The 23259-nt window shown below is 45.6% G+C and carries 24 protein-coding genes and 1 riboswitch; of the genes, 13 read left to right on the forward strand and 11 right to left on the reverse strand.

Features of this window, described 5'->3' with window-relative positions:
- Positions 1-18 precede the first annotated feature (18 nt).
- The gene (locus FSB75_RS07935) at positions 19-435 is read right to left on the reverse strand and encodes a 6-pyruvoyl trahydropterin synthase family protein (protein WP_146785249.1); all 417 of its coding nucleotides are present in this window, start codon (positions 433-435) and stop codon (positions 19-21) included.
- 68 nt (positions 436-503) lie between these two features.
- Here FSB75_RS07935 and mqnB point away from each other — a divergent pair, with 68 nt between their 5' ends.
- Entirely contained in the window at positions 504-1148 is a 645-nt protein-coding gene (gene mqnB, locus FSB75_RS07940) for a futalosine hydrolase (protein ID WP_146785252.1), read from the forward strand.
- Entirely contained in the window at positions 1145-1972 is an 828-nt protein-coding gene (locus FSB75_RS07945; RefSeq protein WP_146785255.1) for a 1,4-dihydroxy-6-naphthoate synthase, read from the forward strand. Before mqnB ends, FSB75_RS07945 begins: the two co-directional genes overlap by 4 nt.
- A 17-nt stretch (positions 1973-1989) precedes the next feature.
- On the opposite strand, the gene FSB75_RS07950 is transcribed toward FSB75_RS07945, so the two are convergent.
- The 4 genes from FSB75_RS07950 to FSB75_RS07965 form a co-directional block, all read right to left on the reverse strand.
- Positions 1990-2808 (reverse strand): aminotransferase class IV, encoded by an 819-nt coding sequence (locus tag FSB75_RS07950; protein ID WP_146785258.1) that lies wholly within the window; start codon positions 2806-2808, stop codon positions 1990-1992.
- A 64-nt stretch (positions 2809-2872) separates the two neighbouring features.
- On the reverse strand, positions 2873-3544 hold the full coding sequence (locus tag FSB75_RS07955) for a response regulator transcription factor (RefSeq protein ID WP_146785261.1): 672 nt from the start codon (positions 3542-3544) through the stop codon (positions 2873-2875).
- A gap of 224 nt (positions 3545-3768) precedes the next feature.
- The gene (locus tag FSB75_RS07960) at positions 3769-4527 is read right to left on the reverse strand and encodes a class I SAM-dependent methyltransferase (RefSeq protein WP_146785265.1); all 759 of its coding nucleotides are present in this window, start codon (positions 4525-4527) and stop codon (positions 3769-3771) included.
- Positions 4528-4598: 71 nt separating this feature from the next.
- Positions 4599-5258: a response regulator transcription factor gene (locus FSB75_RS07965; RefSeq protein ID WP_146785268.1), complete on the reverse strand. Its 660-nt coding sequence runs from the start codon at positions 5256-5258 to the stop codon at positions 4599-4601.
- A 945-nt stretch (positions 5259-6203) separates the two neighbouring features.
- Between FSB75_RS07965 and FSB75_RS07970 the strand changes: the two genes are divergently transcribed.
- From FSB75_RS07970 to FSB75_RS07980, 3 genes are read left to right on the forward strand one after another with little or no spacing between them, the layout of a single operon-like run.
- Positions 6204-6608 (forward strand): hypothetical protein, encoded by a 405-nt coding sequence (locus FSB75_RS07970; RefSeq protein ID WP_146785272.1) that lies wholly within the window; start codon positions 6204-6206, stop codon positions 6606-6608.
- A gap of 9 nt (positions 6609-6617) precedes the next feature.
- A complete protein-coding gene (locus tag FSB75_RS07975) occupies positions 6618-7463 on the forward strand; it encodes a sensor histidine kinase (RefSeq protein ID WP_146785275.1) in 846 nt (281 codons plus the stop codon).
- A 33-nt stretch (positions 7464-7496) separates the two neighbouring features.
- The gene (locus FSB75_RS07980) at positions 7497-8147 is read left to right on the forward strand and encodes a response regulator transcription factor (RefSeq protein ID WP_146785278.1); all 651 of its coding nucleotides are present in this window, start codon (positions 7497-7499) and stop codon (positions 8145-8147) included.
- Between the two features lie 199 nt (positions 8148-8346).
- On the opposite strand, the gene FSB75_RS07985 is transcribed toward FSB75_RS07980, so the two are convergent.
- The 3 genes from FSB75_RS07985 to FSB75_RS07995 form a co-directional block, all read right to left on the reverse strand.
- A complete protein-coding gene (locus FSB75_RS07985; protein ID WP_146785281.1) occupies positions 8347-9006 on the reverse strand; it encodes a 3-oxoacid CoA-transferase subunit B in 660 nt (219 codons plus the stop codon).
- 83 nt (positions 9007-9089) lie between these two features.
- Positions 9090-9791, reverse strand: coding sequence for a CoA transferase subunit A (locus FSB75_RS07990; RefSeq protein ID WP_146785283.1), 702 nt, complete (start codon positions 9789-9791; stop codon positions 9090-9092).
- A 325-nt stretch (positions 9792-10116) separates the two neighbouring features.
- A complete protein-coding gene (locus FSB75_RS07995) occupies positions 10117-10833 on the reverse strand; it encodes a head GIN domain-containing protein (RefSeq protein ID WP_146785286.1) in 717 nt (238 codons plus the stop codon).
- Positions 10834-10923: 90 nt separating this feature from the next.
- Positions 10924-11025: riboswitch (TPP riboswitch) on the forward strand.
- 108 nt (positions 11026-11133) lie between these two features.
- Here FSB75_RS07995 and FSB75_RS08000 point away from each other — a divergent pair.
- On the forward strand, positions 11134-13281 hold the full coding sequence (locus FSB75_RS08000; protein WP_146785289.1) for a TonB-dependent receptor: 2148 nt from the start codon (positions 11134-11136) through the stop codon (positions 13279-13281).
- A 61-nt stretch (positions 13282-13342) separates the two neighbouring features.
- Here the strand turns inward: FSB75_RS08000 and FSB75_RS08005 are convergent, their stop codons facing one another.
- Together FSB75_RS08005 and FSB75_RS08010 are read right to left on the reverse strand one after the other, a co-directional pair.
- Positions 13343-13927, reverse strand: a complete 585-nt coding sequence (locus FSB75_RS08005) for a peroxiredoxin-like family protein (RefSeq protein WP_146785292.1) — start codon at positions 13925-13927, stop codon at positions 13343-13345.
- A gap of 69 nt (positions 13928-13996) precedes the next feature.
- The gene (locus FSB75_RS08010) at positions 13997-15157 is read right to left on the reverse strand and encodes a galactokinase (RefSeq protein ID WP_146785295.1); all 1161 of its coding nucleotides are present in this window, start codon (positions 15155-15157) and stop codon (positions 13997-13999) included.
- A gap of 214 nt (positions 15158-15371) precedes the next feature.
- On the opposite strand from FSB75_RS08010, the gene FSB75_RS08015 reads away from it, so the two are divergent.
- Both FSB75_RS08015 and FSB75_RS08020 read left to right on the forward strand, forming a co-directional pair.
- On the forward strand, positions 15372-16496 hold the full coding sequence (locus tag FSB75_RS08015) for a cellulase family glycosylhydrolase (RefSeq protein ID WP_146785298.1): 1125 nt from the start codon (positions 15372-15374) through the stop codon (positions 16494-16496).
- A 123-nt stretch (positions 16497-16619) separates the two neighbouring features.
- Positions 16620-18371 carry a sensor histidine kinase gene (locus FSB75_RS08020; protein ID WP_146785301.1) on the forward strand — a complete coding sequence of 584 codons (1752 nt, stop codon included), beginning with the start codon at positions 16620-16622 and terminating at the stop codon, positions 18369-18371.
- Here FSB75_RS08020 and miaA read toward each other — a convergent pair.
- Entirely contained in the window at positions 18340-19248 is a 909-nt protein-coding gene (gene miaA, locus FSB75_RS08025; RefSeq protein ID WP_146785304.1) for a tRNA (adenosine(37)-N6)-dimethylallyltransferase MiaA, read from the reverse strand. The genes FSB75_RS08020 and miaA overlap by 32 nt on opposite strands.
- Before the next feature lie 264 nt (positions 19249-19512).
- On the opposite strand from miaA, the gene FSB75_RS08030 reads away from it, so the two are divergent.
- The 5 genes from FSB75_RS08030 to FSB75_RS08050 all read left to right on the forward strand — a co-directional run bounded on the left by FSB75_RS08030 (position 19513) and on the right by FSB75_RS08050 (position 23234).
- Positions 19513-21057 carry a hypothetical protein gene (locus tag FSB75_RS08030; protein ID WP_146785306.1) on the forward strand — a complete coding sequence of 515 codons (1545 nt, stop codon included), beginning with the start codon at positions 19513-19515 and terminating at the stop codon, positions 21055-21057.
- Between the two features lie 191 nt (positions 21058-21248).
- A complete protein-coding gene (locus FSB75_RS08035) occupies positions 21249-21614 on the forward strand; it encodes a hypothetical protein (protein WP_146785308.1) in 366 nt (121 codons plus the stop codon).
- A gap of 62 nt (positions 21615-21676) precedes the next feature.
- Entirely contained in the window at positions 21677-22192 is a 516-nt protein-coding gene (locus FSB75_RS08040) for a hypothetical protein (protein ID WP_146785311.1), read from the forward strand.
- A 20-nt stretch (positions 22193-22212) separates the two neighbouring features.
- Positions 22213-22647, forward strand: a complete 435-nt coding sequence (locus FSB75_RS08045) for a hypothetical protein (RefSeq protein ID WP_146785314.1) — start codon at positions 22213-22215, stop codon at positions 22645-22647.
- 113 nt (positions 22648-22760) lie between these two features.
- Positions 22761-23234, forward strand: coding sequence for a DUF1572 family protein (locus tag FSB75_RS08050; RefSeq protein ID WP_146785317.1), 474 nt, complete (start codon positions 22761-22763; stop codon positions 23232-23234).
- The last annotated feature ends 25 nt before the right edge of the window (positions 23235-23259 follow it).

Consider the following 23259-nt stretch of genomic DNA (forward strand, 5'->3'; position numbering starts at 1 on the left):
AGATTTGCGATTTGAGATTTATTTGGCGGGATATTCCACGTAGTTGCGCGGCGTTTCAAACAAACGAATAAACAGTTCATTTTCTCCGGCAATGTGCGGACGAAGCAGGTTATAAATCACTACAGCAATATTCTCGGCCGTAGGATTCAGCGTCTTAAATTCCTCCACATCCACATTTAAGTTTTTATGATCAAAGCGTTCGAGTACCTGTTCGTTTACGATGTTTGAGAGTTCACCCAAATCCATTACAAAGCCGGTTGCTTCATCTATTTCACCCACTACTTTTATTTCCAGTTCGTAGTTGTGACCGTGATAGTGCGGCAGGCTGCACTTGCCAAATGTTTGCGTGTTTTGTTCGTCGCTCCAGTCTTTACGGTAAAGGCGGTGAGCGGCGTTGAAATGTTCGCGGCGAACGACGGCTACTTTTTGCTTCATGCGTTGGTAATAAAAACAAACGACAAAGGTAAAGGTTGCGTTGCCTGCACAAGCCCGAACTTTGCCGCATGAAAATTTTGCTTTGCGCGGCAACAGAGATGGAGATTGCCGCCACCATTCAGCAACTCTCTTTCGAAGAGAATCGTTCCATTAAAGCTTTAATAACCGGCATTGGCGCAATGACGACAACCTATGCGTTAACGAAAGCCATCGTCAGTCTTCGTCCCGATGCAATCATTCAGGCGGGTGTTGGCGGAACGCTTGACGAAGGACAGGAATTGGGAAACGTCGTTGCGGTGCAAAGCGAAGTTGTTGGCGATTTGGGCGTGCAGGAAAAAAATAATTTTCTTTCTCTCTTTGATCTACACCTTTTGAGCAACGATACGCTTCCCTGGACGAATAGAAAACTTACCAACGATAACAAGGTTCTCTTTGCTTGTGGCCTGCCGCTGGTTGACGGTGTTACGGTAAACGAAATTTCGACAAACAAAGAAAGAATCGAGCATTACCGCACGACCTACAACGCAAAAGTTGAAAGCATGGAAGGCGCAGCACTGCATTACGTGGGATTGATGGAAAGAATTCCGTTTTTGCAAATTCGTTCCTTGTCTAATTTTATCGGCGAACGCGATAAAACAAAATGGGCCATGCAAAAAGCAATTGTTAATCTCAACCGCGAACTGCAACGTATCCTTAAAAATTTAACCGCATGAAACTTACACTTGGCTTCTCTCCTTGTCCGAACGACACCTTTATTTTTGATGCGCTTGTCAATAAAAAAATAGACACCGAAGGGCTGGAATTTGAACCCGTTTTAGAAGACGTGCAAACCTTAAACACCTGGGCCACCCAAGGCAAACTTGATGCAACAAAACTGAGTTTTCCGGCCTTATTCAACAACACAAATAGCTATGCGATATTGAACGCGGGATCGGCCCTTGGCCAAGGCGTTGGTCCTTTGCTCATTGCCAGAGGAGATGTGGACGTGCGAAACATTGAAACTCTCCGCATTGCAATACCGGGCGAAAACACAACGGCTAATTTTTTGCTTCGCTATGCTTTCCCGCAAGCAAATAATAAAGTACCGCTACTTTTTTCTTCCATCGAAGATGCCGTGTGCGAAGGCGAAGTTGATTTGGGCGTCATCATTCACGAAAACCGCTTTACGTATCAAAAGAAAGGCTTGCACAAAGTTTGCGATCTCGGCGAAATTTGGGAACAGCGCGAAAGCCTTCCCATTCCGCTGGGTTGCATTGCTGTAAAAAGAAGTTTGCCGGTTGACGTTCAGAAAAAGATTGACAAATTGATAAAAAAAAGCGTGGCCTTTGCTTTTTCACAAGGTGAACGTCTTTCTCCTTATGTTGTTGAACACGCACAGGCTATGGAAGAAGACGTAATGCGAAAACACATTGCGTTGTACGTAAACGACTACACGGCTGACTTGGGAGAAAGCGGAAAAAAAGCAATTCAAAAACTGCACGAAGTTTATTTATCACGCGAAGAAAAAAAAGAAATCAAGCCCTTGTTTGTTGAATGAATTTTGCTCCCGGTTGTTCAGGAAAAAATACGTGCGGCAACAGCGTCGAAAATTTTCCTTGTTTTTTCGCAACTGTAAGTTGCCTGCTTGTATCGGTTTACCCAGCGAATGATTTGAATTGCGTTGGTGAGAAAAACTTCGCCGGCGCGAAGAAGATCTTCTTCACTTACCTCATCGTGGTGCAAACGGTAACCAAGCTTTTTTATTTCTTCCATCACCACGCGCCGCATCACTCCGTTCACACAGCCTTGATGAAGCGCCGGCGTATAAACCGTATCGTTCTTGATCAAAAAAATATTTGCCCTGGACGAATCACAAAGAAAGTTGGCTGCGTTCAACACCAGCGCATCGTCAACTCCTTTTTCCGCGGCAAATTTTTGTGCTAAAACGTAAGGCAGATAGCTAGCAGATTTGACATTGGCAAACGCATCCATGCTTTTGCGGGCATACGGATAAAGACAAACGCTTTGGCCTTCCCCGGTCCACTGATTGATTTTTGAATCCAGCGGGACGGCTTCAATGCTGTAACCACTTTTGTTTTTTTCATCGCGATAAACAGCCAGCCTTGCCCTTGCGCTGTCGATACAATTGTTTTCTGCGCACAGCGCAAGAATATTTTGCACCAGCGTTGTCTGTGTAAAATGTTCCGAAGCTTCAATCTGCAAAAGTTTTAAGCTAATGAAGAGCCGTTCAAAATGCAATGATTCCAACAACAGCTTGCCATCAAAAACCTTCATTGTCTCGAACAATCCATCGCCCCATTTAAAACTGCGGTTTTGCACGGTGAGCAAGGGCGCCTCTGCGGGATAAAACTCGCCGTTCAAGCAAACTTTCATCTTTCAAAAATCAACTAAAAAAGCCAATCGTAAAGATTGGCTTCAAGAATGTGTTTGAACAAAATCAGGCTTGCTCTACAATGCCAGCCTTTACGGCGTACATAATCAGGCCCGCTAATGATTTTGCGCCGGTTTTGGTTTTGAGCTTGTCGCGAATGGCTTCTACGGTACGCGGACTAAGGTCAACCGCCGCGGCAATTTCACGGGTACTTTTTTCTTCGCACATCAGTTTTAAAATCGTCACTTCTTTGTCGTTCAGTGCTACTTCGGGAACTTCCTGTTCTACCGGACGCTTCATGCGCAAACCGTTAAGCAGGGCTTTATTGGTAAGATCGTTAAAGTAAAATTCTTGTTCGTAACAGGTTTTAATGGCTTGGTAAATCATCTCCGAATCCGAGTCCTTGGTCAGATAGGAATTGGCGCCAATCTCCATCATGCGGGTAATGACCGAATGGTCGTTGTGCATGGAAAGCATGATGACTTTGACGTCGGGGTGAAGCCGTTTTATTTCAGGAAGTGTTGTTAAACCATCCATGATGGGCATTTGAATATCGAGCAGGACTACATCGGGCTGAATGTGCTTGAGCAGGTTCAGTAGTTGCATTCCGTTTTCGGCTTCGGCAACCATTTGAACGTCTTTGCGACTTGAGAGAGAAGTTTTAACACCGGCCCTGAAAAGAGCATGATCGTCGGCAATGGCAACTCTGATAACGTGTGGTGTGTCGTTATTTTTCATAAGATGGTATAATTGGTAGTTGTACGCTTTTACAGCGCTGCAAGTTGCTAAAAACTTTCCGAATTAGAAATAGTATTTGTACCAATTTTTGACTGTAAGATTTACGGGTGCGCCAGTTTCTCTTTTCTTTAGCACATTGCATCTGCAAGGCGCAGTACAACCAAAAACATACGAAAGCATTTTTCCTGCGGATTTTAAAAAAGGAAGAAAATTTTGCAACCAGCCTAAACGGCAGCGTCTGCTTTAGCGGCAACAATGTAAATTTTGTTATCGCCCATTTTAAATGGCCGCTTGCGTGGCGTGGCATACATGGCTTTTGTAACAAGACCGGCTTCGTTGAACATGGCTTCCATCTCGGCCAACGTAAAAATATAGTCCACGCCGTGAATCACTTCTACGCGACCGTCGGCTGAAACTAAGGTATGCTCCGACTCGATCCGGCTGGGATGAAACTGAAATTTGTAATCAAGGAGATATTTGTAACCGTCCAGCGCAATCCACTCTTTTTCGCGGAAGTGCTTGATGGCAATTTCAGCAATCATCCATGAATTGATAATCAAAATGCCGTCGCTCTGTAAATGAGCCGATAACTTTTTCAACAAAGCAAGAGCATCGTTCCGGTTGAAAAAAGCAAAGCTGTTGCCCATGCACAAAACGGCTTTGTAATTCTTTTGCAGGGGAACGGCCAGCGCACCTTCGGCTATTGCTTCAATCGCTAAAGCTTCCGTTGCGGCAGCATTTTCGATTTCTTTAACATAGCCTGCAGAATTGTCTACGGCCGTAACCGTATAACCACGACGAGCCAGTTCCAATGCGTGACGACCGTAGCCGCACATAATGTCCAAAACCGCGTCGCCTTTTTTTAGCTGTGCAATGTCTTCAACAAAATCGCATTCGATTTCGGAAAGGCCGGGCGGAATGAGCTTGCGCCAGACTTCTTTGTAAGCGCCGTTAAAAAAAGTATCGTTGATGTTGGAAGACATGTTTAATAGGCAATGAACAATACGCAACAGGCAATGTTTTGCTAATTGCCTGTTGCGTATTGCGTATTAGTTCACTCCAGTATGCGGTTGCGCATGGCATACATTACAAGGCCGGCAATGGTTTTGGCGCCCACCTTCTGCTTCATGTTCTGGCGAATGGTTTCAATTGTGCGGGGGCTGAGGTAAACGTCTTTTGAAATTTCATCGGTGGTTTTGTCCTCAGCAATGCACTTTAAAATGCGCAATTCTTTTTCGGAAAATTTTACCGGAATGTTTTGGTAGGTGCGGCCATTTTTTTTACCGGTTTGGAGTTTCAAGAGAACGGCCTTGTTCACCAAGTCGTTGAAATAAAAGTCATCGCTCATGCAGGTAACGATAGCCTGGTAAATTTCGTCGGGGTCGGAGGTTTTGGTAAGATAGGCATTGGCACCCATCTCCATCAACTTGGTAATCATCTCCTGGTCATCATACATGGTAAGTACGATAATCTTAACGCCTTCAAATTCTTTGCGGATAAGGCCAATAGCATTGATGCCATCCAATTCAGGCATGCGCAGGTCCATCAGAAGCACGTCGGGCTGCTTCATCTTTATTTTGTGCATGAGGTCCTTGCCGTCCTCCGCTTCCCATAAAAATTTCAGGTGATCGCGGCTGCTTAACGCCATTTTAATGCCGTCGCGAAAGATTTTGTGATCGTCGGCAATGGCCACTTTTATGAGTTGGGCATTCATCTGGAAATTGGCTTTATTTTTCTTTAACAGGTCGGGGCAAAATAAGCCCCTTTTTTTTTGCGAAACAATAAATCCGTAGATTATTTTAAGCGCTTCAACGAAAAACTGCCCAAAGATTTTCGCTTTTGCAATTCGTAATTATACGATGGCCTTTGAACCCCGAAAATTTAAAAAAGAAGTATGCAGAAAAAAATTGTTTTGAAGGCAAGTGTTAACCCCTATCTTCGTGATCTGACAAAAAACAAAACCGCTCTTTTCCGTTTGGTTTAAACTCCTGCAAACGGTCGTAATTTCTTCCAAGGTGGCCTATTTTTTTCGTTTTTATGCAACCGCTACCCACTAAAAGCACCTCGTAAAATTACGATTGAACACACGAAATTTTACCCTATTTTGGCCCGTAAGCACCGCAGTATGTTTTACGAAACACTTGTAAACACTGCATTATGTAAATATTTTGCGATGCCGCTGCTTTTACCCGTGTTGGAAAAAAAATTTACCCTCCTCATATTTGTTGCATAAAAACTTACTGATATGGTACAAACTAAGAAAGTATTCCGTGCATTTCCTCCAGACGGTGATTTAATCGCTGAACTGTTTGGTCAGGACTAAGAGAATTATTTATCTCATTTGTTTTTCTAAGAAGGTTTTCTATTTTTGGCAAAAACCAATATCATAGAAAACCTTTTTTCATACTTGGCAATCTACTCTGCCTTTCTTCCCATCTTGTTTTTTGTTTTAAACTGGAAAAAATGCCGGGAATTAAGACCGCTATGGGTCATCGTTCTTTATGCTTTTTTCGTTGACTTTTTGATTAGCTACGCCGTTGATTTCGTTCCGCACAAACCTCTGAAAATATCCTTGTATGCATGCTTTACTTTTTTCGAATACTTAGCATTTGCATATTTCATATTTCTTCAAGTTAAACGAAAGGCATTCAAAAAATTTATGCTCTTTGCCAGTGCGGTTTTTCTCGTCTTTATTATCAGTTATTACCTTACCGTAAAGTTTAGAAACATTGATTCTATACCCATTGGCTTTGAAACCATTCTCATACTGATTTTTTCCTTTTATTATTTGTACGAGGAAATGAACGATTCTTCTACGCTGTTTATTTACAGCAAGTACACGTTTTGGGTGATAATCGGCATCGTGCTTTACCTGGCCGGCAGCTTTTTTATTTACATCTTCGCGGGAAGTTTTTTAACCAAAACAGAAATCAGAGAGTATTGGTTCATCACCAATATTTTTACCATAATTAAGAACATCTTTTTCTGCATCGGCATCCTTATTCATACCAAACCATCAAAAAACAAGCTCAATTACCATCTTGATTTAAGCAGCTTAAACTAACCATCCCCCATGTACCTCTTGCAAACAACGCCGTCCAGCAACATTTCGCTCGTGCTTTTCATTGGTACACTGGGCATGCTGGTGCTCACCATTGGCTTGATCCTGTTCATTATTTTTCATCAGCGCAAGGTGATCCGCTTTCAACTGCGCCTGCAGGAAATGGAAAAACGCCAGCAAAAGATTTTGCTCAATGCTTCTATTCGGCTGCAGGAAGAAGAACGCCAGCGCCTTGCCGCCGACCTGCACGATGATGCCGGTCCGCTTCTGGCCACTGCCCGTCTGTACCTGAACGAAAACCTGGTGAACATGGACAAGGCCACGCAATTGCAATCCATATTTCAGGCCCGCCAGATTTTAGACGACACCATTCAACTGGTGCGCAACATCAGCCATAGCCTTATGCCGCCTACGCTGAAAAACTTCGGCCTTGAATCGGCTGTGAACGATACCTTCCAAAAAATCAGCGGTGCGGGCAGCATTAATGCCAGCAGCCGTTTTCACGATTACAAGGATCGCCTGAAACTGGAGAAAGAACTGATCATCTTTCGCATTGTGCAGGAGTTGCTGAACAACATTCTAAAACACAGTCACGCCAGTTTTATCCATCTTACCCAAAATTTTCAGGCCGATACGTGCTTCATTCGTATTCACCACGATGGGAAAGGCCTCATACAAAGCGACTTTGAAAAACTGAACAAAAGCAAAAACGGCTTGGGCCTGAAAAACATTGCCAGCCGCCTGCGGGTAATGCACGGCAAGATTCATTTCGAGAAAGACGCCTCACAGACTTACTACAAAGTAACCATCGAAGTGCCCAGGGAAGACGTACCCGAAGATTCGCTCTACAATGCTTAATTCCCTAACTTTAACACGTAGAAACAATTTCCTATGGATGTGATTAAAGTGGCCATTGCCGATGACCATAAAATCTTTCGAAAAGGCGTGATTCTTTCTCTCAGGCCTTACAGCAACATCAAGTTTGTGCAGGAAGCGGAGAACGGCGAAGAACTCCTGGCCGGCTTGGCGGAATCCGCGCCGGACGTGATTTTGATGGACCTGCGCATGCCGCTAAAAGACGGAATTGAAACCACGAAAATTGTCAGCAAGCAGTATCCGAATATTTACGTGCTGGTGTTGAGCATGAACGACGACGAACGTTTTGTAAGTCACCTGATGGAGAACGGCGCCAACGGTTACCTGTTGAAAAATGCCGAGCCGCAGGAAATTCGGCGCGCCATTATGGACGTATGCGAAAAAGGCTATTACCTCAATAATTTCGTCAATCGAATTTTGATTAAAAAGGCGCATACCAAACAAAAAGCACTGCCCTCGCTAAACAACGAAATTAGCATTAGCGACAAAGAAAAAGACGTACTTCAATACATCTGCATGGAGTTTACGGCGCAGGAAATTGCGCAGAAAATGAACATCAGTCCGCGTACGGTAGAAGCCATCAAAGACCGCCTGATGGAACGTTTTGGCAGTAAGAACACTGCGGGACTTGTATTTTTTGCCGTGAAGAATAATCTGGTGGATTAGCGACCGTCCTAAATCCCTCCCAGGGAGGGACTTTCCAAGCACAGTCCTCGCTTTTGTACGCTATTGAAAAAGCGCAATCATAAAAGATGATTGCGCTTTTTCTTCTTTTGTACCAAGCGGTATTGCTACTATTTAGCACCGGTTGCGTCGCACACTTCAAGGTTCAGAACAAGACTGAACAAACGCAACTTCGAAGGTCCTACAACCTCATCTCCGGAACGGTGTCCGGCACAACCAGTTTGCCCGCTGTTTTGGTTTTTACTTCTTCCACACTCACACCCGGCGCGGTTTCTATCAGTTTAAAACCGCCCTCGGGCAAAACATCAAGAACCGCCAGTTCGGTTACAATCTTTTTAACGCAGCCCACGCCGGTAAGCGGCAAGGTGCATTGCGGCAGCAACTTGCTTTCGCCTTTCGGATTGGTGTGCATCATGGCTACAATAATATTCTTTGCAGAAGCTACGAGATCCATCGCGCCGCCCATTCCCTTCACCATTTTACCGGGAATTTTCCAGTTGGCAATGTCGCCACGCTCCGAAACTTCCATCGCACCCAAAACCGTAAGGTCAATCTTGCCGGCTCGAATCATGCCAAAACTTTCTGCGGAATCAAAAAAAGCGCCGCCTGCAAGTATCGTTACGGTTTCTTTTCCTGCGTTAATCAGATCTGCGTCCAATTCGCTTTCGGTTGGATAAGGCCCCATCCCCAACATGCCGTTTTCCGATTGCAACAAAACCTCTATTCCTTCAGGAATGTGGTTGGCTACCAAGGTTGGAATGCCAATGCCAAGATTTACGTACATGCCATCTTTCAATTCCTTTGCAATTCGCTTTGCAATGCCGTATTTGTCAAGTGCCATAGTTTGTTGATTAGTTGAGTAGTTGAGTAGTTGAAAGTTGATTGGTTGGCCCCTACAAAGCAACCAGTCAACCCATCAACTGATCAACCGTTCTGCATCCTCACCGTTTTTCGTTCAATGCGCTTCTCGTAGTCTTTTCCTTCAAAGATGCGGTGCACGTAAACGCTGGCAACGTGTATTTGGTCAGGGTCCAATTCGCCAGGTTCCACCAGGTGTTCTACTTCGGCGATGGTTATGTTGCCGGCTTTGGCCATGGCCATCGAAAAATTGCGGGTGGTTTTGCGAAACTGAAGGTTGCCGTACTTGTCGCCTTTCCAGGCTTTCACCAAAGCAAAGTCGGCGTGCAATGCGTATTCCATTAAGTATTTCTTTCCGTCGAATTCCCGCACTTCTTTGCCCTCTCCTACTTCGGTACCGTAACCCGCCGGCGTGTAAAAAGCCGGAATGCCCATCGCCGCCATTTGAATGCGTGTAGCCAATGTACCCTGCGGAATGAGGTCAACTTCCAATTCGCCGTGCAGCAGTTGCCGTTCAAATTCGGCGTTCTCGCCCACGTAAGAACTCATCATCTTCCTGATTTGCTTCGCCTTGAGCAACAGGCCTAAACCAAAATCATCCACGCCGGCATTGTTGGAGATGCAAGTAAGGTTTTTGATTCCTTTTTGTTGAAGCGCCGCAATCAAATTTTCGGGGATGCCGCAGAGGCCAAAGCCGCCGAGCATGAGGGTAGCGCCGTCTCCAATGTCTTGAACCGCATCGCGTGCCGAAGAAAAAACTTTGTTCATAAGAATCGTTTGTTGTGCACCGCGGCTGCGAGAGAAGGATTCGCCATGATGCAAGCAAACCGTGTGCAAGGCAATATTAGCGATTCGTGCAAAATTATAGTTCGCCATTTTTCCGAAATGTTTCGCACGAGGCAAAAGAGAAAAGGAGTTGTCTTGCTCAGTAGCGATAAGAACGTACAAGTGTGCGACGCAACAGAAGTCCCATAGAAATTCTTTCGCTGACATCAATAAAAAGAAGAAAGCGCAATCAAAAGTTTGATTGCGCTTTTTATGTATGGTTGAAAGCGAAGGGTTGTGTGCAAATTTTTAGAGAGGCAAGCGAGACCTAGGACCTTGATTTTACCGAGCTTGCGCCCGAGGCTTTTGCTTCCTTTACGTTGGGTTGTCCTTTGTAATGAATGTCGCTGGCGCCGGCCGCTCTTGCCGACAATTCTTTGTTGGCCGTTACTTCGATGTCGCTGCCGCCGCTGGCTTCAAGGTTACAGATTTCCGTTATGAGGTCGTAGCCGTTAAAATCGCTGCCGCCGTGTGCTTCCACCGAAAGCGTGTTGGCCTTGCCCGCAATGTGCACGTCGCTACCGCCGCTTTGGTCAACGCGTAAATTTTCTACTTCAACTTTTCCTTTGAAATCAGAGCCGCCGGAAAGGTGCAGCTTTAATTCGTTCGACTTGATGACGCCGTCGGGCAAGACATCGGAGCCGCCTGAAGCCGAAAGATTGTTGAGGGTTTTGTACGAAACGTAAGCTTTTAATTTACGGTCGCTGTTCCAGGTGATGTTAACGCCAGATTTGGAATCGAACCAGATTTTCAAGACGCCGTTTTCAATTTCGGTTTTAATGCGGTCGCGCAATTCGGGTTTGGAAGCGCTGACGGCTATGGCTTCGTCGCCGTAAGAAAGGTAAAGGTCAATGCCGCCACTTACCGAAACGCCGCTGAACGAACCGATTTTCCGCGCTTCTACATTGGGATCGTTGATAACTTTTTGTGCGAAGGTTAAGGCAGTGAGGCAAAGCAATATTGCGGCAAGAAACAGTTTTTTCATGTCCGGTTTTTGAAGTAGTACGATGCGCTTCGGAAAAAGTTACACTGCGCAAAAAAATTCTTCGCCTATTTTTGCGGCGACAACAATTTTTCAGTGTTACCGGGGTGCTTTCCGCTTATACGGAAGGCTGAGATCAAACCCGCAAAACCTGATCAGGGTAATGCCTGCGCAGGGAGCAAACCAAGTTCAAGGTTTAAGGTTCGAAGTCCAGGGTTAAGCAGCCTACAACTTCAAACAGCAAACTTTGAACATCGAACTCTCCTTCTCAGCTTATCCTTTCATTTTTAAACCGTTTTCAAAATGAAAAGGATTCTTTTTTTCACGGCCTCTTTTTTCTCGCTTTCCGTTCACGCACAGCAAACCGACAGCAGCGAACTGCTTCTGCCCGTTGAAGTAAAAGCCGTTCGTGCCAGTGCCACGGCGCCTTTTGCAAAAACCAATATTGGCAAAGCCGAAATCCAAAAGCAAAACCTTGGGCAAGACTTGCCGTTCTTGCTCAATCAAACGCCCTCGGTGATTGTGAACTCGGATGCGGGCAACGGCATTGGCTACACCGGCATTCGCATTCGCGGTACGGACGCCACACGCATTAACGTCACCATCAACGGCATCCCGTTCAATGATCCCGAAAGCAGCGGCGCCTATTTTGTTGACTTGCCGGATTTGCTTTCTTCCGTTAACAGCATACAAATACAGCGCGGCGTCGGCACTTCCACAAACGGCGCCGGTGCCTTCGGGGGAACGATTAATCTTAGCACGAACGAGGTAAACAAACAAGCTTATTTTGAAAGCAACAACAGTTACGGTTCATTTCAATCATGGAAGAATACCATCAAAGCAGGAACGGGCTTGCTCGGCAATCATTTTACCGCCGATTTGCGGTTATCGGAAATCAAAAGCAACGGCTATATAGAAAGGGCAAAGACGAACCTGCAATCGTATTATTTTTCGACGGCTTACCTGTCGGATAAAACCTCGTTGCGCTTTACTACTTTTTCCGGCAAAGAAAAAACCTACCAGGCCTGGTACGGCGTTAGTCAGGATGATTTAAAAAATCACCGCCGCGTAAACTATGCGGGCACCGAAAAACCCGGCGAGCCCTACGAAAACGAAACCGACAATTACAAACAAACGCATTATCAGCTTTTCTTCACACAACAACTCGCAAAAAATCTTCAGTTCAATACCGGCTTGTTTTACATTAAAGGCAAAGGCTATTACGAAGAATACAGACCGGCGCAAAACTATTCAGACTATGGCTTAACAAACCCCGTTGTGGGTGGTGTTGCCGTAACGCAAACAGATTTGGTTCGCCAGCTTTGGTTGGACAATGATTTTTACGGCGATGTTTTTTCGTTTCAATACAAAAAAGCCGGTACAGAACTTACCCTCGGCGGTGCAGCTACAAACTACCTGGGCAATCATTTTGGAAAAGTGATTTGGGCAGAACAAGGCCTGTCGGAACCAAACAAAACTTATTACCAACACGACGCTATTAAAAACGATTGGAACGTTTACACCAAATGGCAACAAGCTTTAAACAAAAACCTGCAGTTCTTTGCGGATGTGCAATGGCGCGGCGTGGCGCACGACATCAATGGTTTTGAGGCCAATCCAACATTGGTTGTAAACCAGAAGTATAATTTCTTCAACCCGAAAATGGGCCTTACTTACCAAGCGAACAACTGGACGGCTTTTGCTTCTTACAGCGTGGCGGCCAAAGAACCCAACCGCGACGACTTTGAGGCTTCGCCAACCGAACAGCCAAAGCCGGAACGTTTGCACGATTGGGAATTGGGCGTGCAACGCAAAGAAAAAACCTACAACCTCGGCGCAACGCTTTATTACATGAAGTATAAGGATCAACTGGTGCTCACCGGAAAGATTAACGACGTAGGTTCTTACACAAGAACAAACATTGACGACAGCTACCGGATGGGTGTTGAATTGGAAGGCGCGGTTCGTCCCACCGCCTGGTTCAGTGCATCGGCCAATCTTTCGCTGAGCCGCAACAAGGTGAAAAATTTCAATGAGTTTATTGACGATTACGACAACGGCGGACAGAAAGAGAACCAATACAAAGAGTCAGATATTTCTTTTTCACCTTCGGTAATTGGCGCGGCCACGCTTACGTTTATTCCCGTGCAAAAACTGAATGTTGATTTGCTGAGCAAATACGTCGGCCAACAATACATGGACAACACAGGCAACGCAGCCCGTAAGCTGAACGCTTTTTACACGCAGGATGTTCGGGCACGTTATTCGTTTGGGAAAGCCTGGCTGAAGAACGTGGATTTGATTTTACAGGTAAACAACGTATTCAACAAAGAGTACGAGCCGAGCGGTTACACGTACAGCTATTTTTCGAGCAACAAACTCACAACGGAGAATTATTATTTCCCGATGGCCGGAACGAATTGGATGGTGGGACTGAACATTCGTTTGTAATCACACTTACAAAAAAAGAGACGCTTGTACAAGCGTCTCTTTTTTTATTGTAACAACCAACTCATTTAATGTTCTTCAAAATCTCCGCTACAGAAACCCGCTTCTTGTAATTCTCATCGAAGAAACGGTAGGTAACCGAGCCTTCTTTGTTAACAATGTAAACAGCCGGCACGGGCAATACCGCTTCTTTCTGATTGTTGTTTTTCAGCAGGTCAATGCCCGCCATTTTGTAGCGGCTTACGGTGCGGTCATCTACTTTAAACGCGACCTGGTATTCCGAAGCCAGTTTGCCATCCTGGTCGGATAAAAGCGAAAACGTAGCGCCGGTGCGGCCAATGGTGGAATCAATTCCCGTTGTTGTTTCCGGCGTGATGGCCACAAGCGTTGCGCCTTTGTCTTTTATAAGTTGAAGAGAGTCCTGAAAATTTTTCAGCTCGCGATTGCAGAACGGACACCAATAGCCGCGGTAAAACATAACAACGACCGGTCCTTTTTTGCGCAAATCTTTCAGGCTGACAAATTCATCGTTCTGATCTTTTAACCGGAAATCAGGTGCTTTGGAATTAATGAACAAGCCTTCGGGTTTGTCTTGCGCAAACGCGGCAACGGCGACAAACAAACAAAGAAGCGAAAGGAGTTTTTTCATAACGGAAGTTGTTCACCAAAAGTAAAAGCGATTACTTCTGCCGCAACAGTATGTGAAGAGATTAACAGTTTATTGAACGGCGGACGAGCCGTCTTCGATCACGGCCACGTAAGCCGTTAAATCCAGGCCCATCGCTTCTTTGTACTTGCCTTGCAGATTGTTTACCAAACCGTCAATGGCTTCTTCTTTTACGATGTTGATGGTGCAGCCGCCGAAGCCACCGCCCATCATGCGGGCACCCAAAACATCGGGGTTGTTCCGAACAGCTTCCACCAAAAAATCAAGTTCCTTGCAGCTTACTTCATATTCTTTACTCAAGCCATCGTGCGAACCGTACATTTTTTTGCCAAGGGTTTTAAGGTCGCCACGCTGCAAAGCTTCGCAGGCCGTAAGCAGCCGTTCGTTTTCCTGCACTACAAATTTGCAGCGGCGGTAAACGGTTTCGTTCTTTGGCTTCACGTATTTGTCCAACATCTCCATCGTTACGTTGCGCAGGCTTTCGGCTTCAATGCCCGCCTCGTTAACAAGCTTAACGCCTTCGGCACACTCAGCGCGGCGGGTGTTGTATTCCGACGAAGCCAGCGAATGTTTTACGTTGGTGTTTAAAAGAAGAATCTTGTAGCCTTTCATCTCCAGCGGAACGTATTCAAACGCCAGGCTTTCGCAATCGAGTTTAATGGCGTGCCCTTTCTTTCCCATTACAGATGCAAAAGGGTCCATGATGCCCACCATTACACCGGCAAAGGTGTGCTCGGTCTTTTGCCCGATTTCGGCAATCTCCTTTCGCTCAATGCCAAGGTTAAAAACTTCGTTCAGGGCAAAGGCCACGGCGCATTCAACGGCAGCAGAAGACGAAAGTCCCGCGCCGACGGGTACGTCGCCGTCAAGGTTTAAGTTGAAGCCTTTGATCTTGTAGCCCCTCTTGTTCAATTGGTCCACCACGCCCAGAATGTAATTAGGCCAATGTTTATCGGTAGGCGCTACGGTGGCTACTTCAGCCTTGTGCCCTTCGCTAAACTCTTCTGAATATAAAAAAATCTGTTCATCCTCACGCGGGGAAATGCCAACGTAGATGGCTTTGTCCACCGCCGCTGGCAGTACAAAACCGTGATTGTAATCGGTGTGTTCGCCGATGATGTTTACCCGTCCCGGCGACCGGAAGATGCGGGGTTTTGTGCCGAAGCGCTGTTCAAATTTTTGACCGAGCGATTGAATTAACGCATTGTTCATACAGTAGATTTTGCCGGTGATGTTTGTGTTTTAAAGCAAGGCATAAAGGGGGATAAAAATAAGCCTTCCCTGTTCAACTCTGCTTTTTGTGGCTTCGCCGATAAATATGTTCCAAAACACGAATAAAGGGTTTGATTTTTTTACGATTGCTCTTATTTTGGTTCGTCATTGAGCGCCAAAATAATTGCTCAATTCATTACCTTAAAAAAACTATATGACCGCCACCAACGTTACCGTTCCCTTCTTAGAACAAGACCCCGAATTGGCCCACCGATGGAGCGCCGAAAAAGCCGAAGCCTGGATGAAAGAAGCCGGATGGCTTGTGGGATGCAACTACGTTCCCGGCAACGCCATCAACCAGCTTGAAATGTGGCAGAAGAGCAGCTTCTCTCCTGCCCTCATTGACCGGGAACTCGGCTGGGCTGCCTCGCTTGGGTTTAACACCGTTCGTGTGTTCTTGCATCATCTTTTGTGGGAAGAAAACGCTCACGGTTTCCTGCAACGCATCGACGAATACCTTGCCATTGCGCACAAGCACGGCATTCGCACCATGTTTGTTTTGTTTGACGCCGTTTGGAACCCGTTTCCAAAGCTGGGCAAACAACCACAGCCCAAACACAACGTGCACAATTCCGGTTGGGTGCAATGTCCGGGCTACGACGTGCTGAACAACCCGGCGAACTACGACAGCTTGCACAGCTACGTGCACGGCATTGTTTCGCATTTTAAGGCCGACGAAAGAGTGCTGATATGGGATTTGTACAACGAACCCGATAACATGAACCTGGCTTCGTACAAAGACGACGACTACATTGTGCACAAAGCAGAACTTTCGATGGCTTTGCTGAGAAAAGCCATCAATTGGGTTCGGGCCATTAATCCTTCGCAACCCATTACAATGGCGCCTTGGCAAAACGACTGGAGCTGCGACACCAAGATCACAGCGCTTGACAATTACATGTTCTCGCATTCCGACATCGTGAGCTTCCATTGCTACGAGAACAAAAGCGGAATGGAGGCCCGCATTCAGGACGTAAAGCGTTACGGCCGCCCCATGCTTTGCACTGAGTACATGGCAAGACCCTTTGGCAACACTTTTCAGGAAATTCTGCCGCTGTTTAAAAAGTACGGCATCGGTGCGTACAACTGGGGATTGGTTGCGGGTAAAACGCAAACGCATTGTCCCTGGGATTCATGGCAAGTGAAATACGAAAGCGAACCGGAACTTTGGTTTCACGACATCTTTCGCGAGAACGGTGAGCCTTACATTTTAGAAGAAGTGGAGTATTTGCGCACCCTGCTAAACGTGGAAAAAGAATCGCTTCAGGAAGTGGCCTAACATAATTCTTGATACTGACAATCAACCGCCTTAAACAAGGCGGTTTTATTTTTCGGCACCGGGCCGGTCATTTGCAAGGGGAATGCTTATCTTTCGATAACAAGCCAAAACCTCTTCGCAGTCATGCGTAAAATTGTTTTGTCATTCTCCGTTGCTTTCGTCCTGCTCCTTGCGGTGATTGTATTAAACCGCGTTACTTATAACAATACCAAAGGTTACACGCTTCGGACCGACCATTCAAACCGGATAATTAAACTTTACGACAGGATCGGAAACCAGTTGCGCAGCGCCGAAATTTTTTCTCCATCCTATGAACAGTCGGCTGCCGGCGGCCTGTACGCCGTTTACAAAGCCGATGCCGACAGCATGGTAAACACGCTTTTTCGTCTGCAAAAGGAAGTCATTGACCGGAAAGAACAAATAACCATTGTTGATTCGATGCTGTTTTTGACCAAGCGGCACATTGACGTGCTGCGGAAAAAAAACATTCTTGAACTGATAAACACCCGGGAAGACTGGCGCTTTGGCGAACTGCTACAAATTCAACAACTCATTGACAGAGGATCGAAGTTGGAAGAGGCTTTGCTCGTTCAGCGAAGAGCCGGCCTTGACCGCTCAAATCGCCAGAACAACCTGCTGACGGTTTCACTTGCCGTTTTTGCGCTGTCTATCATCATTGCCACGTTTTTCAGCCAGTTTTATTTGAGCAAGAAAAGCAAATGGCTCGAAGGATTTTTGGAGTCGGTTTTGAACACGTCGCAAAACGGTCTTCTTCATTGCCGCGCCGTTCGGAAGAAAAAAGAGATCGTGGATTTCAAGCTCGTTTATGCAAATAAAGCCAGCAGCGATTTGTTGGATGCTGATCCCAAAACATTTGTGGGCAAACGCTGGAGCGAAATACCCGCCTTTAAAGACGCGTCGCTTTTTACGGCTTGTGCAAACGTCATTGCCACGCAACAGGAAGCCGAACTGGAGCATATTCAAAAACTGGCGAACGCAGAAAAGTCCTTTGCCTTGTCGGTAGCAAAACTAAAAGACGGCGTAACAATTTCGTTTTACGAAAACACCGACATAAAAAAAACGGCGCAGGAACTAAAGAAAAACATCACGGCGCTTGAGCAAACCAACCGCGAGTTAGAAGAATACGCCTACGCCGCCAGCCACGATTTGCAAGAGCCGCTGCGCAAAATCAAAACCTTTGGCATTTTTTTGAAAGAATCGCAATACCAACGGCTTGACGACAAAGGCCAACAACAACTGGACAAAATTATACAGGCCACCGAGCGAATGACGATGCTGATTAAAGACCTGCTTTCGTTTTCGGGATTGAAAACAAAAAACGAAGAATTTGAACTGACCGATTTAAACGAGATTTTGAACAACGTACTGCAAGACCTGGAAGTTATGATCGAACAAAAACACGCCATCGTCACCCACGAAAGGTTGCCGGAAACCTACGCCATTCCCGTGCAAATCAACCAGCTTTTTTACAACCTCGTGAACAATTCGCTTAAATTTTCTAAGGCCGATTTGCCCCTGCATTTAGACGTGAGTTGCAAACCGGTTCAAAGCAAGGACATCGCCGACGTGGTGGGTTTGAACCCCGGCGAAACGTACTACGAAATTATTTTCAGCGACAACGGCATCGGCTTTAACCAGCATTACGCAAGACAAATTTTTGAACTGTTCAAGCGCCTGCACGACAAGGGCCGTTACGCCGGCTCGGGCATTGGGCTATCGCTGTGTAAAAAGGTAGTTACAAATCACAATGGCATTATCGTAGCCAACGGTAAAGAAGGTGTCGGCGCACAGTTTTACATTTACCTTCCGCAATCACCGTCGTTCAAAACCCCCTCTGCGCAAGAAGACGAATGACGTCTTCTGCAAGCGGAGCACACCACGAATATTTTTTGTCTTTCCGGAACCAGGTTAATTGCCGCTTGGCATACTGCCGCGTGTTTTGTTTAATGGCTTCGACGGCTTCATTCAAAGAGACTTCATTTTTTAGATGGGCAAACAATTCTTTATAGCCCACGGTCTGCAAAGCGTTCAGGTATTGATACGGCTGAAGCGATTTTACTTCCTCCAGCAAACCTTCGTTCATCATTTTGTCAACGCGTGTGTTGATGTTGCGGTGAAGCGTTTCTTTCGGCAACTCCAATGCAATTTTAATCACGTTGAAATCGCGGTGCTTCTTCTCTCCTTTTTGAAAAGAAAAAATGGATTGGCCTGCCGCTTTCGCTACTTCCAAAGCCCGCATCATTCGTTGCGGATTTTGCGTTTCGCCTTTTTGCCAAAACAGCGGGTCTTGTATTTTGATTTCTTCCCGCAACCATTCAATGCCCTTTTCCCTATAAGCCGAAACAATTTCTTTGTGAACGGTTTCGGGCACATGTGGAATTGGGTCCATGCCCTCGGCAAAAGCTTTTATGTACAAGCCCGTGCCGCCAACCATTACAACTGTATCGTGTTGTTGAAAGAGTTCAGCCGCTTTTTGCAGCGCATATTCCTCAAAGGTTGCGGCCGTCACTTTTTGCTGAATGGAATGCGAAGCGATGAAGTGATGCGGAACGGCTTTTAGTTCTTCTTCCGACGGGCGGGCAACACCAACGTTCAATTCTTTGTAACACTGCCGGCTGTCCGCCGAAATAATTTCCGTAGCCAAATGTTTTGCTATTTCAATGGCAACCGAAGTCTTCCCGGCGGCTGTTGGCCCGGCAATAATGATAACGGTTTTTTGAGCGTGTTGCACGGTTGCAAAATAAGGTTTCTGTGAAATGAAATCTTTTGTTTTCGGGTGAATCGCCTTTTCTCTTTGCATCCATTACAAAGCGTGTGAAAAAATTCACCAATGCCGTTCAGCAAACAAACGGTTTTCTGCCCTCGACTTATCGCAAAAGCACTTTGTTTTGCGATAAGTTTCACAAAGAATAAATTACTTTAGGAGAAACTGCGGCAGCGTCTATTTGTCAGCAAAAAAATAAACGAGGAAAGTAAATTATCAATCACAACTGCTATGATGAAAAAGAGAGTGTACATCAAATGGCTGGTTTTGTTTTTTGCGCTGCAGAATGTTTTTATTACGACTTATTCCCAGACCATATCCTACAGCCGGCAAGCCGGCAAATTGCCCGCGTACGACAAAATGCAACTGGTTGCGAACGTGGCCGGAAACCATCACCTGTTGTTCCTGAAAAAAGATGAACCAATCAGGGCTTTTATTTTTGACCGCGAACTTCAGTTCACCGGTGAAATAGAACTGCCGGTGAAATGGTCGGACAGTTTCGACGTTCGGCTTATCCCTCTCAATGACGTTTACTACCTGCATTTGTATGGAAAAGGAAAAGCAAGACCGGAGTTGTGGAAGGTTACGGCACAGGGCGATGCCACGTCCTTAACCTCAAGGTTTCAGCAATTCATTGACACCGCTTTCAAACAGAATACAACCGTTGTGCAATTGGTGAACAGGAACGAGCAATTGGTTGTTATTGCAAACACGTATTACGAAGAACAAAGAGTGCTGGCAACGACCGTCACCAGCGTTGACGAGAATTTTAAAACTCTTTCGTCGCGTACCTTTTCGTATCCGTTTGAGCGGGGCGCCAATTTGTTGAGTCAACTTACGCTCATTGGCGAAGATTTGTTCATTTTAAAACCCACGAGACATACGCAGAATTATTCACTGGACCTGATAAGAGCCGAGACGGCAACGGGCAAAATGTTTCGAAAGACCTTTACCAGCACCGATAACTTTACGCCGGGTTCCGCGTTTCGCTTTCTTGCCAAAGACTCCAGTCTTCTTCTCCAATCCAGTCTTGGATCAAAAATATTTATCAGCAAGCTAAGCCTCTCGCTAAAAGAAATGATGCCGCCTCGTTTAATTGAATCGAGGTTTAGCAGCAAGATTCCCGGCCATTTTATATTTCTGGGCGGAGACGTGGAGCAATGGCTCGCCATGAGTCTCGCGGTGTCGCGTTCCCGCTCACAATCAGGCAATACATACATGCTTGCGCCTGAAAACTTCAGGCCCAGGAATGGCTACGACAATGCCGGACGCATGATGAATTATCAGGCTGATGACATATCAGCGTACAGAAACACATTAACAGGTTATGGCTCTTACGCACGTCCTTATTATTACGAATCAGACTTCTCAAACTTACCGTCAAGAAACAGAATACGTTCGGTTGTTGCGGACAAGGATCCGTTGCCGGTTCGCTTTTTAGCAATGGACAAAGATTTTAAGCCGGCAGGCGACAGCATTTTCGACAATAAAAAAGGGGCGGCTGTTCTAAACGCATCGCAGTTTGCTTGCTTTACGGTAAACGGCAAAAACTGCCTCATTTTAAGACAGGAACTTCCGCATTCAAAAAAAGGCCTTTTGCTGGTTTATGTAAATGATAAAAACCAAATCATTGCATCCGACATTACCGTTTTCGAAAACTTTGACTATCTCCTGCAAAATGCGCAAACGCCCGGCAAAGACACGTTGTTAATGCCTTTTGTGCAGAAGTCGGAAGTAGGACTGGTAAAACTCCGGTTTAAAAACCTGGAAAAATAAATCCCGGCCTTCAAACAGTATTGAGTTGATGCGGCGGGCACTTTGCCGATACCGTTCTGCGATCATTCGTAGCGAGCACCAAAGAACTTGGGCCTATTGCAGCAGGCCGGATAAATAATTTTGCAAAACTTTAATCGCCGCAGTGACGGCAATCATAGATCGGTGCTTTGCACTAAAGTAAATTTATACCGATGAAGAGCGCTGCCACCATATTTCTCCTTGTACTTCTGGCGTCAATACAAACGCCGATCGGGCAGCTTTTTAAACTTCCCTTGCTCATTGAACATTTTATACAGCACCGGAATCAGGATGGGGTTTCGCTTTTTGGTTTTTTGGAAGACCATTATGCAACAAACCATAACGACGCAGATTCGCGAGAAGACGAAGAGTTGCCATTTAAGAATGTCAAATTCCACAGTATTGGTTACGCAATTTTGACGTTGCCCGTCCATGCCGGTGTACCCGCATCTTTCCCAGGCGACAAGAAGATTGTTTTTCCAAACACAAATATGCCACACCAACATTTAGCCAGTATTTTTCACCCGCCAAGAGTGTAGCCGTTATACTTATTCTTTCTAAGGAGACTATTTCCAATCTTATCAATTCAAAAACTTATTTTATGAACAGTGTTCAAGTGCACTTGGCGTTAACCCATGTGCCGGTTATTTTATCGTTCGTTGGTTTAATAATGCTTGTCATAGCATTCTTTATTAAAAATTCCACGCTTACAAAAACGTCATACATTCTGCTACTGGTTGCCGGTGTTGCTGCAATGCCCGTTTTCTTTACCGGAGAAGGCACTGAAGAAGCCATTGAAAATCTGCCCGGCGTATCAGAATCTGTGATAGAAAGGCATGAAGAAGTTGCAAAGCTGGCCATGATTGCAATTGCCGCCGCAGGTCTGGTGGCTTTAGCAGCGTTGCTTTCAGCCAGGTGGCAAACAACAGCCCGTGTGTTTAAGGTTGTCGTATTACTATTGGCGGTCACTTCCGGCGGATTGATGGCACAAACAGCACATTTAGGCGGACAGATACGGCACACAGAAATCAGAAACGGTATTGCCCTGCAGAACGGTAATGAAAACGCTGGTGGGAATGGAGGTAACGGCAGTCAACAGGAAAAGGACAATGATTAATCATTCAAAACTTTATCCAAATGAAACAGTTATTAATCATACTGGCACTGGCCGTTGCATCCTGCACCAGCCAACAACCTGCGGAACAACAGGAAAGCAAAACCGTAAATAACAAGGAGAAGGCCATTGCAGCAATACCGCTTAACAATGGAACGAAATGGAAAGCTGACGAGGCTACAAAGAAAAACATTGCAGCAATGGTGCAGATAGTAAATGACAGCACTTATCAGAATGCGGGCAAAAGAAAGGAACTTTCTACTTCAATTCAAGACCAAATTGATAGACTGGTAAAACAGTGCAGCATGAAAGGTGCAGAACATGATGCCTTGCATGTGTGGCTTGAGAAAGTTTTGAAGGATGTAAAGGAATTAAAAGAAGAAGAAACCGATGAATACGACGAAGCCTATGCAGCATTGAAAAAAGATGTAGAGAGTTTTTATGACTTTTTCGAGTAGCAGATGGAACTCCTGCTGCGGCAGGAGTTCTCTTTTAGCCTCTTGTAGCGACACAAACAAAAGAAAGGCGACCGTTAGTGTCAACCGTCACAAAACAAACACCTCAAAATCACATGAAGAATACGCATGAAATTGCCAGGCGTTTTCGGGAAGTAATTCTTAACGGCACATGGGTTGCCAACACCAATTACAAGCACCAGTTGACGGGCCTAAGCTGGGAACTGGCTACAGCCAAATCTGAATCCTTGAACACGATTGCCCTTCTTGTTCAACACATCCATTATTACATTAACGGAATAAAGAACGTTTTTACAGGCGGCAACCTCGAAATAAGAGACCAATACAGTTTTGATTTTGCGCCGGTTCGGTCACAAAGAGAATGGGAAGATTTTTTGACCGGCTTCTTCAACGATGCCGAAGAACTTACTTCCTTGATTGAACAAATGCCCGAAGAAAAATTAAACGCTGTTTTTGTTGACGAAAAGTACGGCACCTATCAGCGAAACATAGACGGTATGATTGAACACAGTTACTACCATTTAGGGCAAATCGTCTTGCTCAAAAAAATCTTAGCAAACCGCCGTTAACTGGCTTGCAACGACGGGTTGCATT

This window comes from Flavisolibacter ginsenosidimutans (assembly GCF_007970805.1).
GTDB lineage: Bacteria > Bacteroidota > Bacteroidia > Chitinophagales > Chitinophagaceae > Flavisolibacter > Flavisolibacter ginsenosidimutans.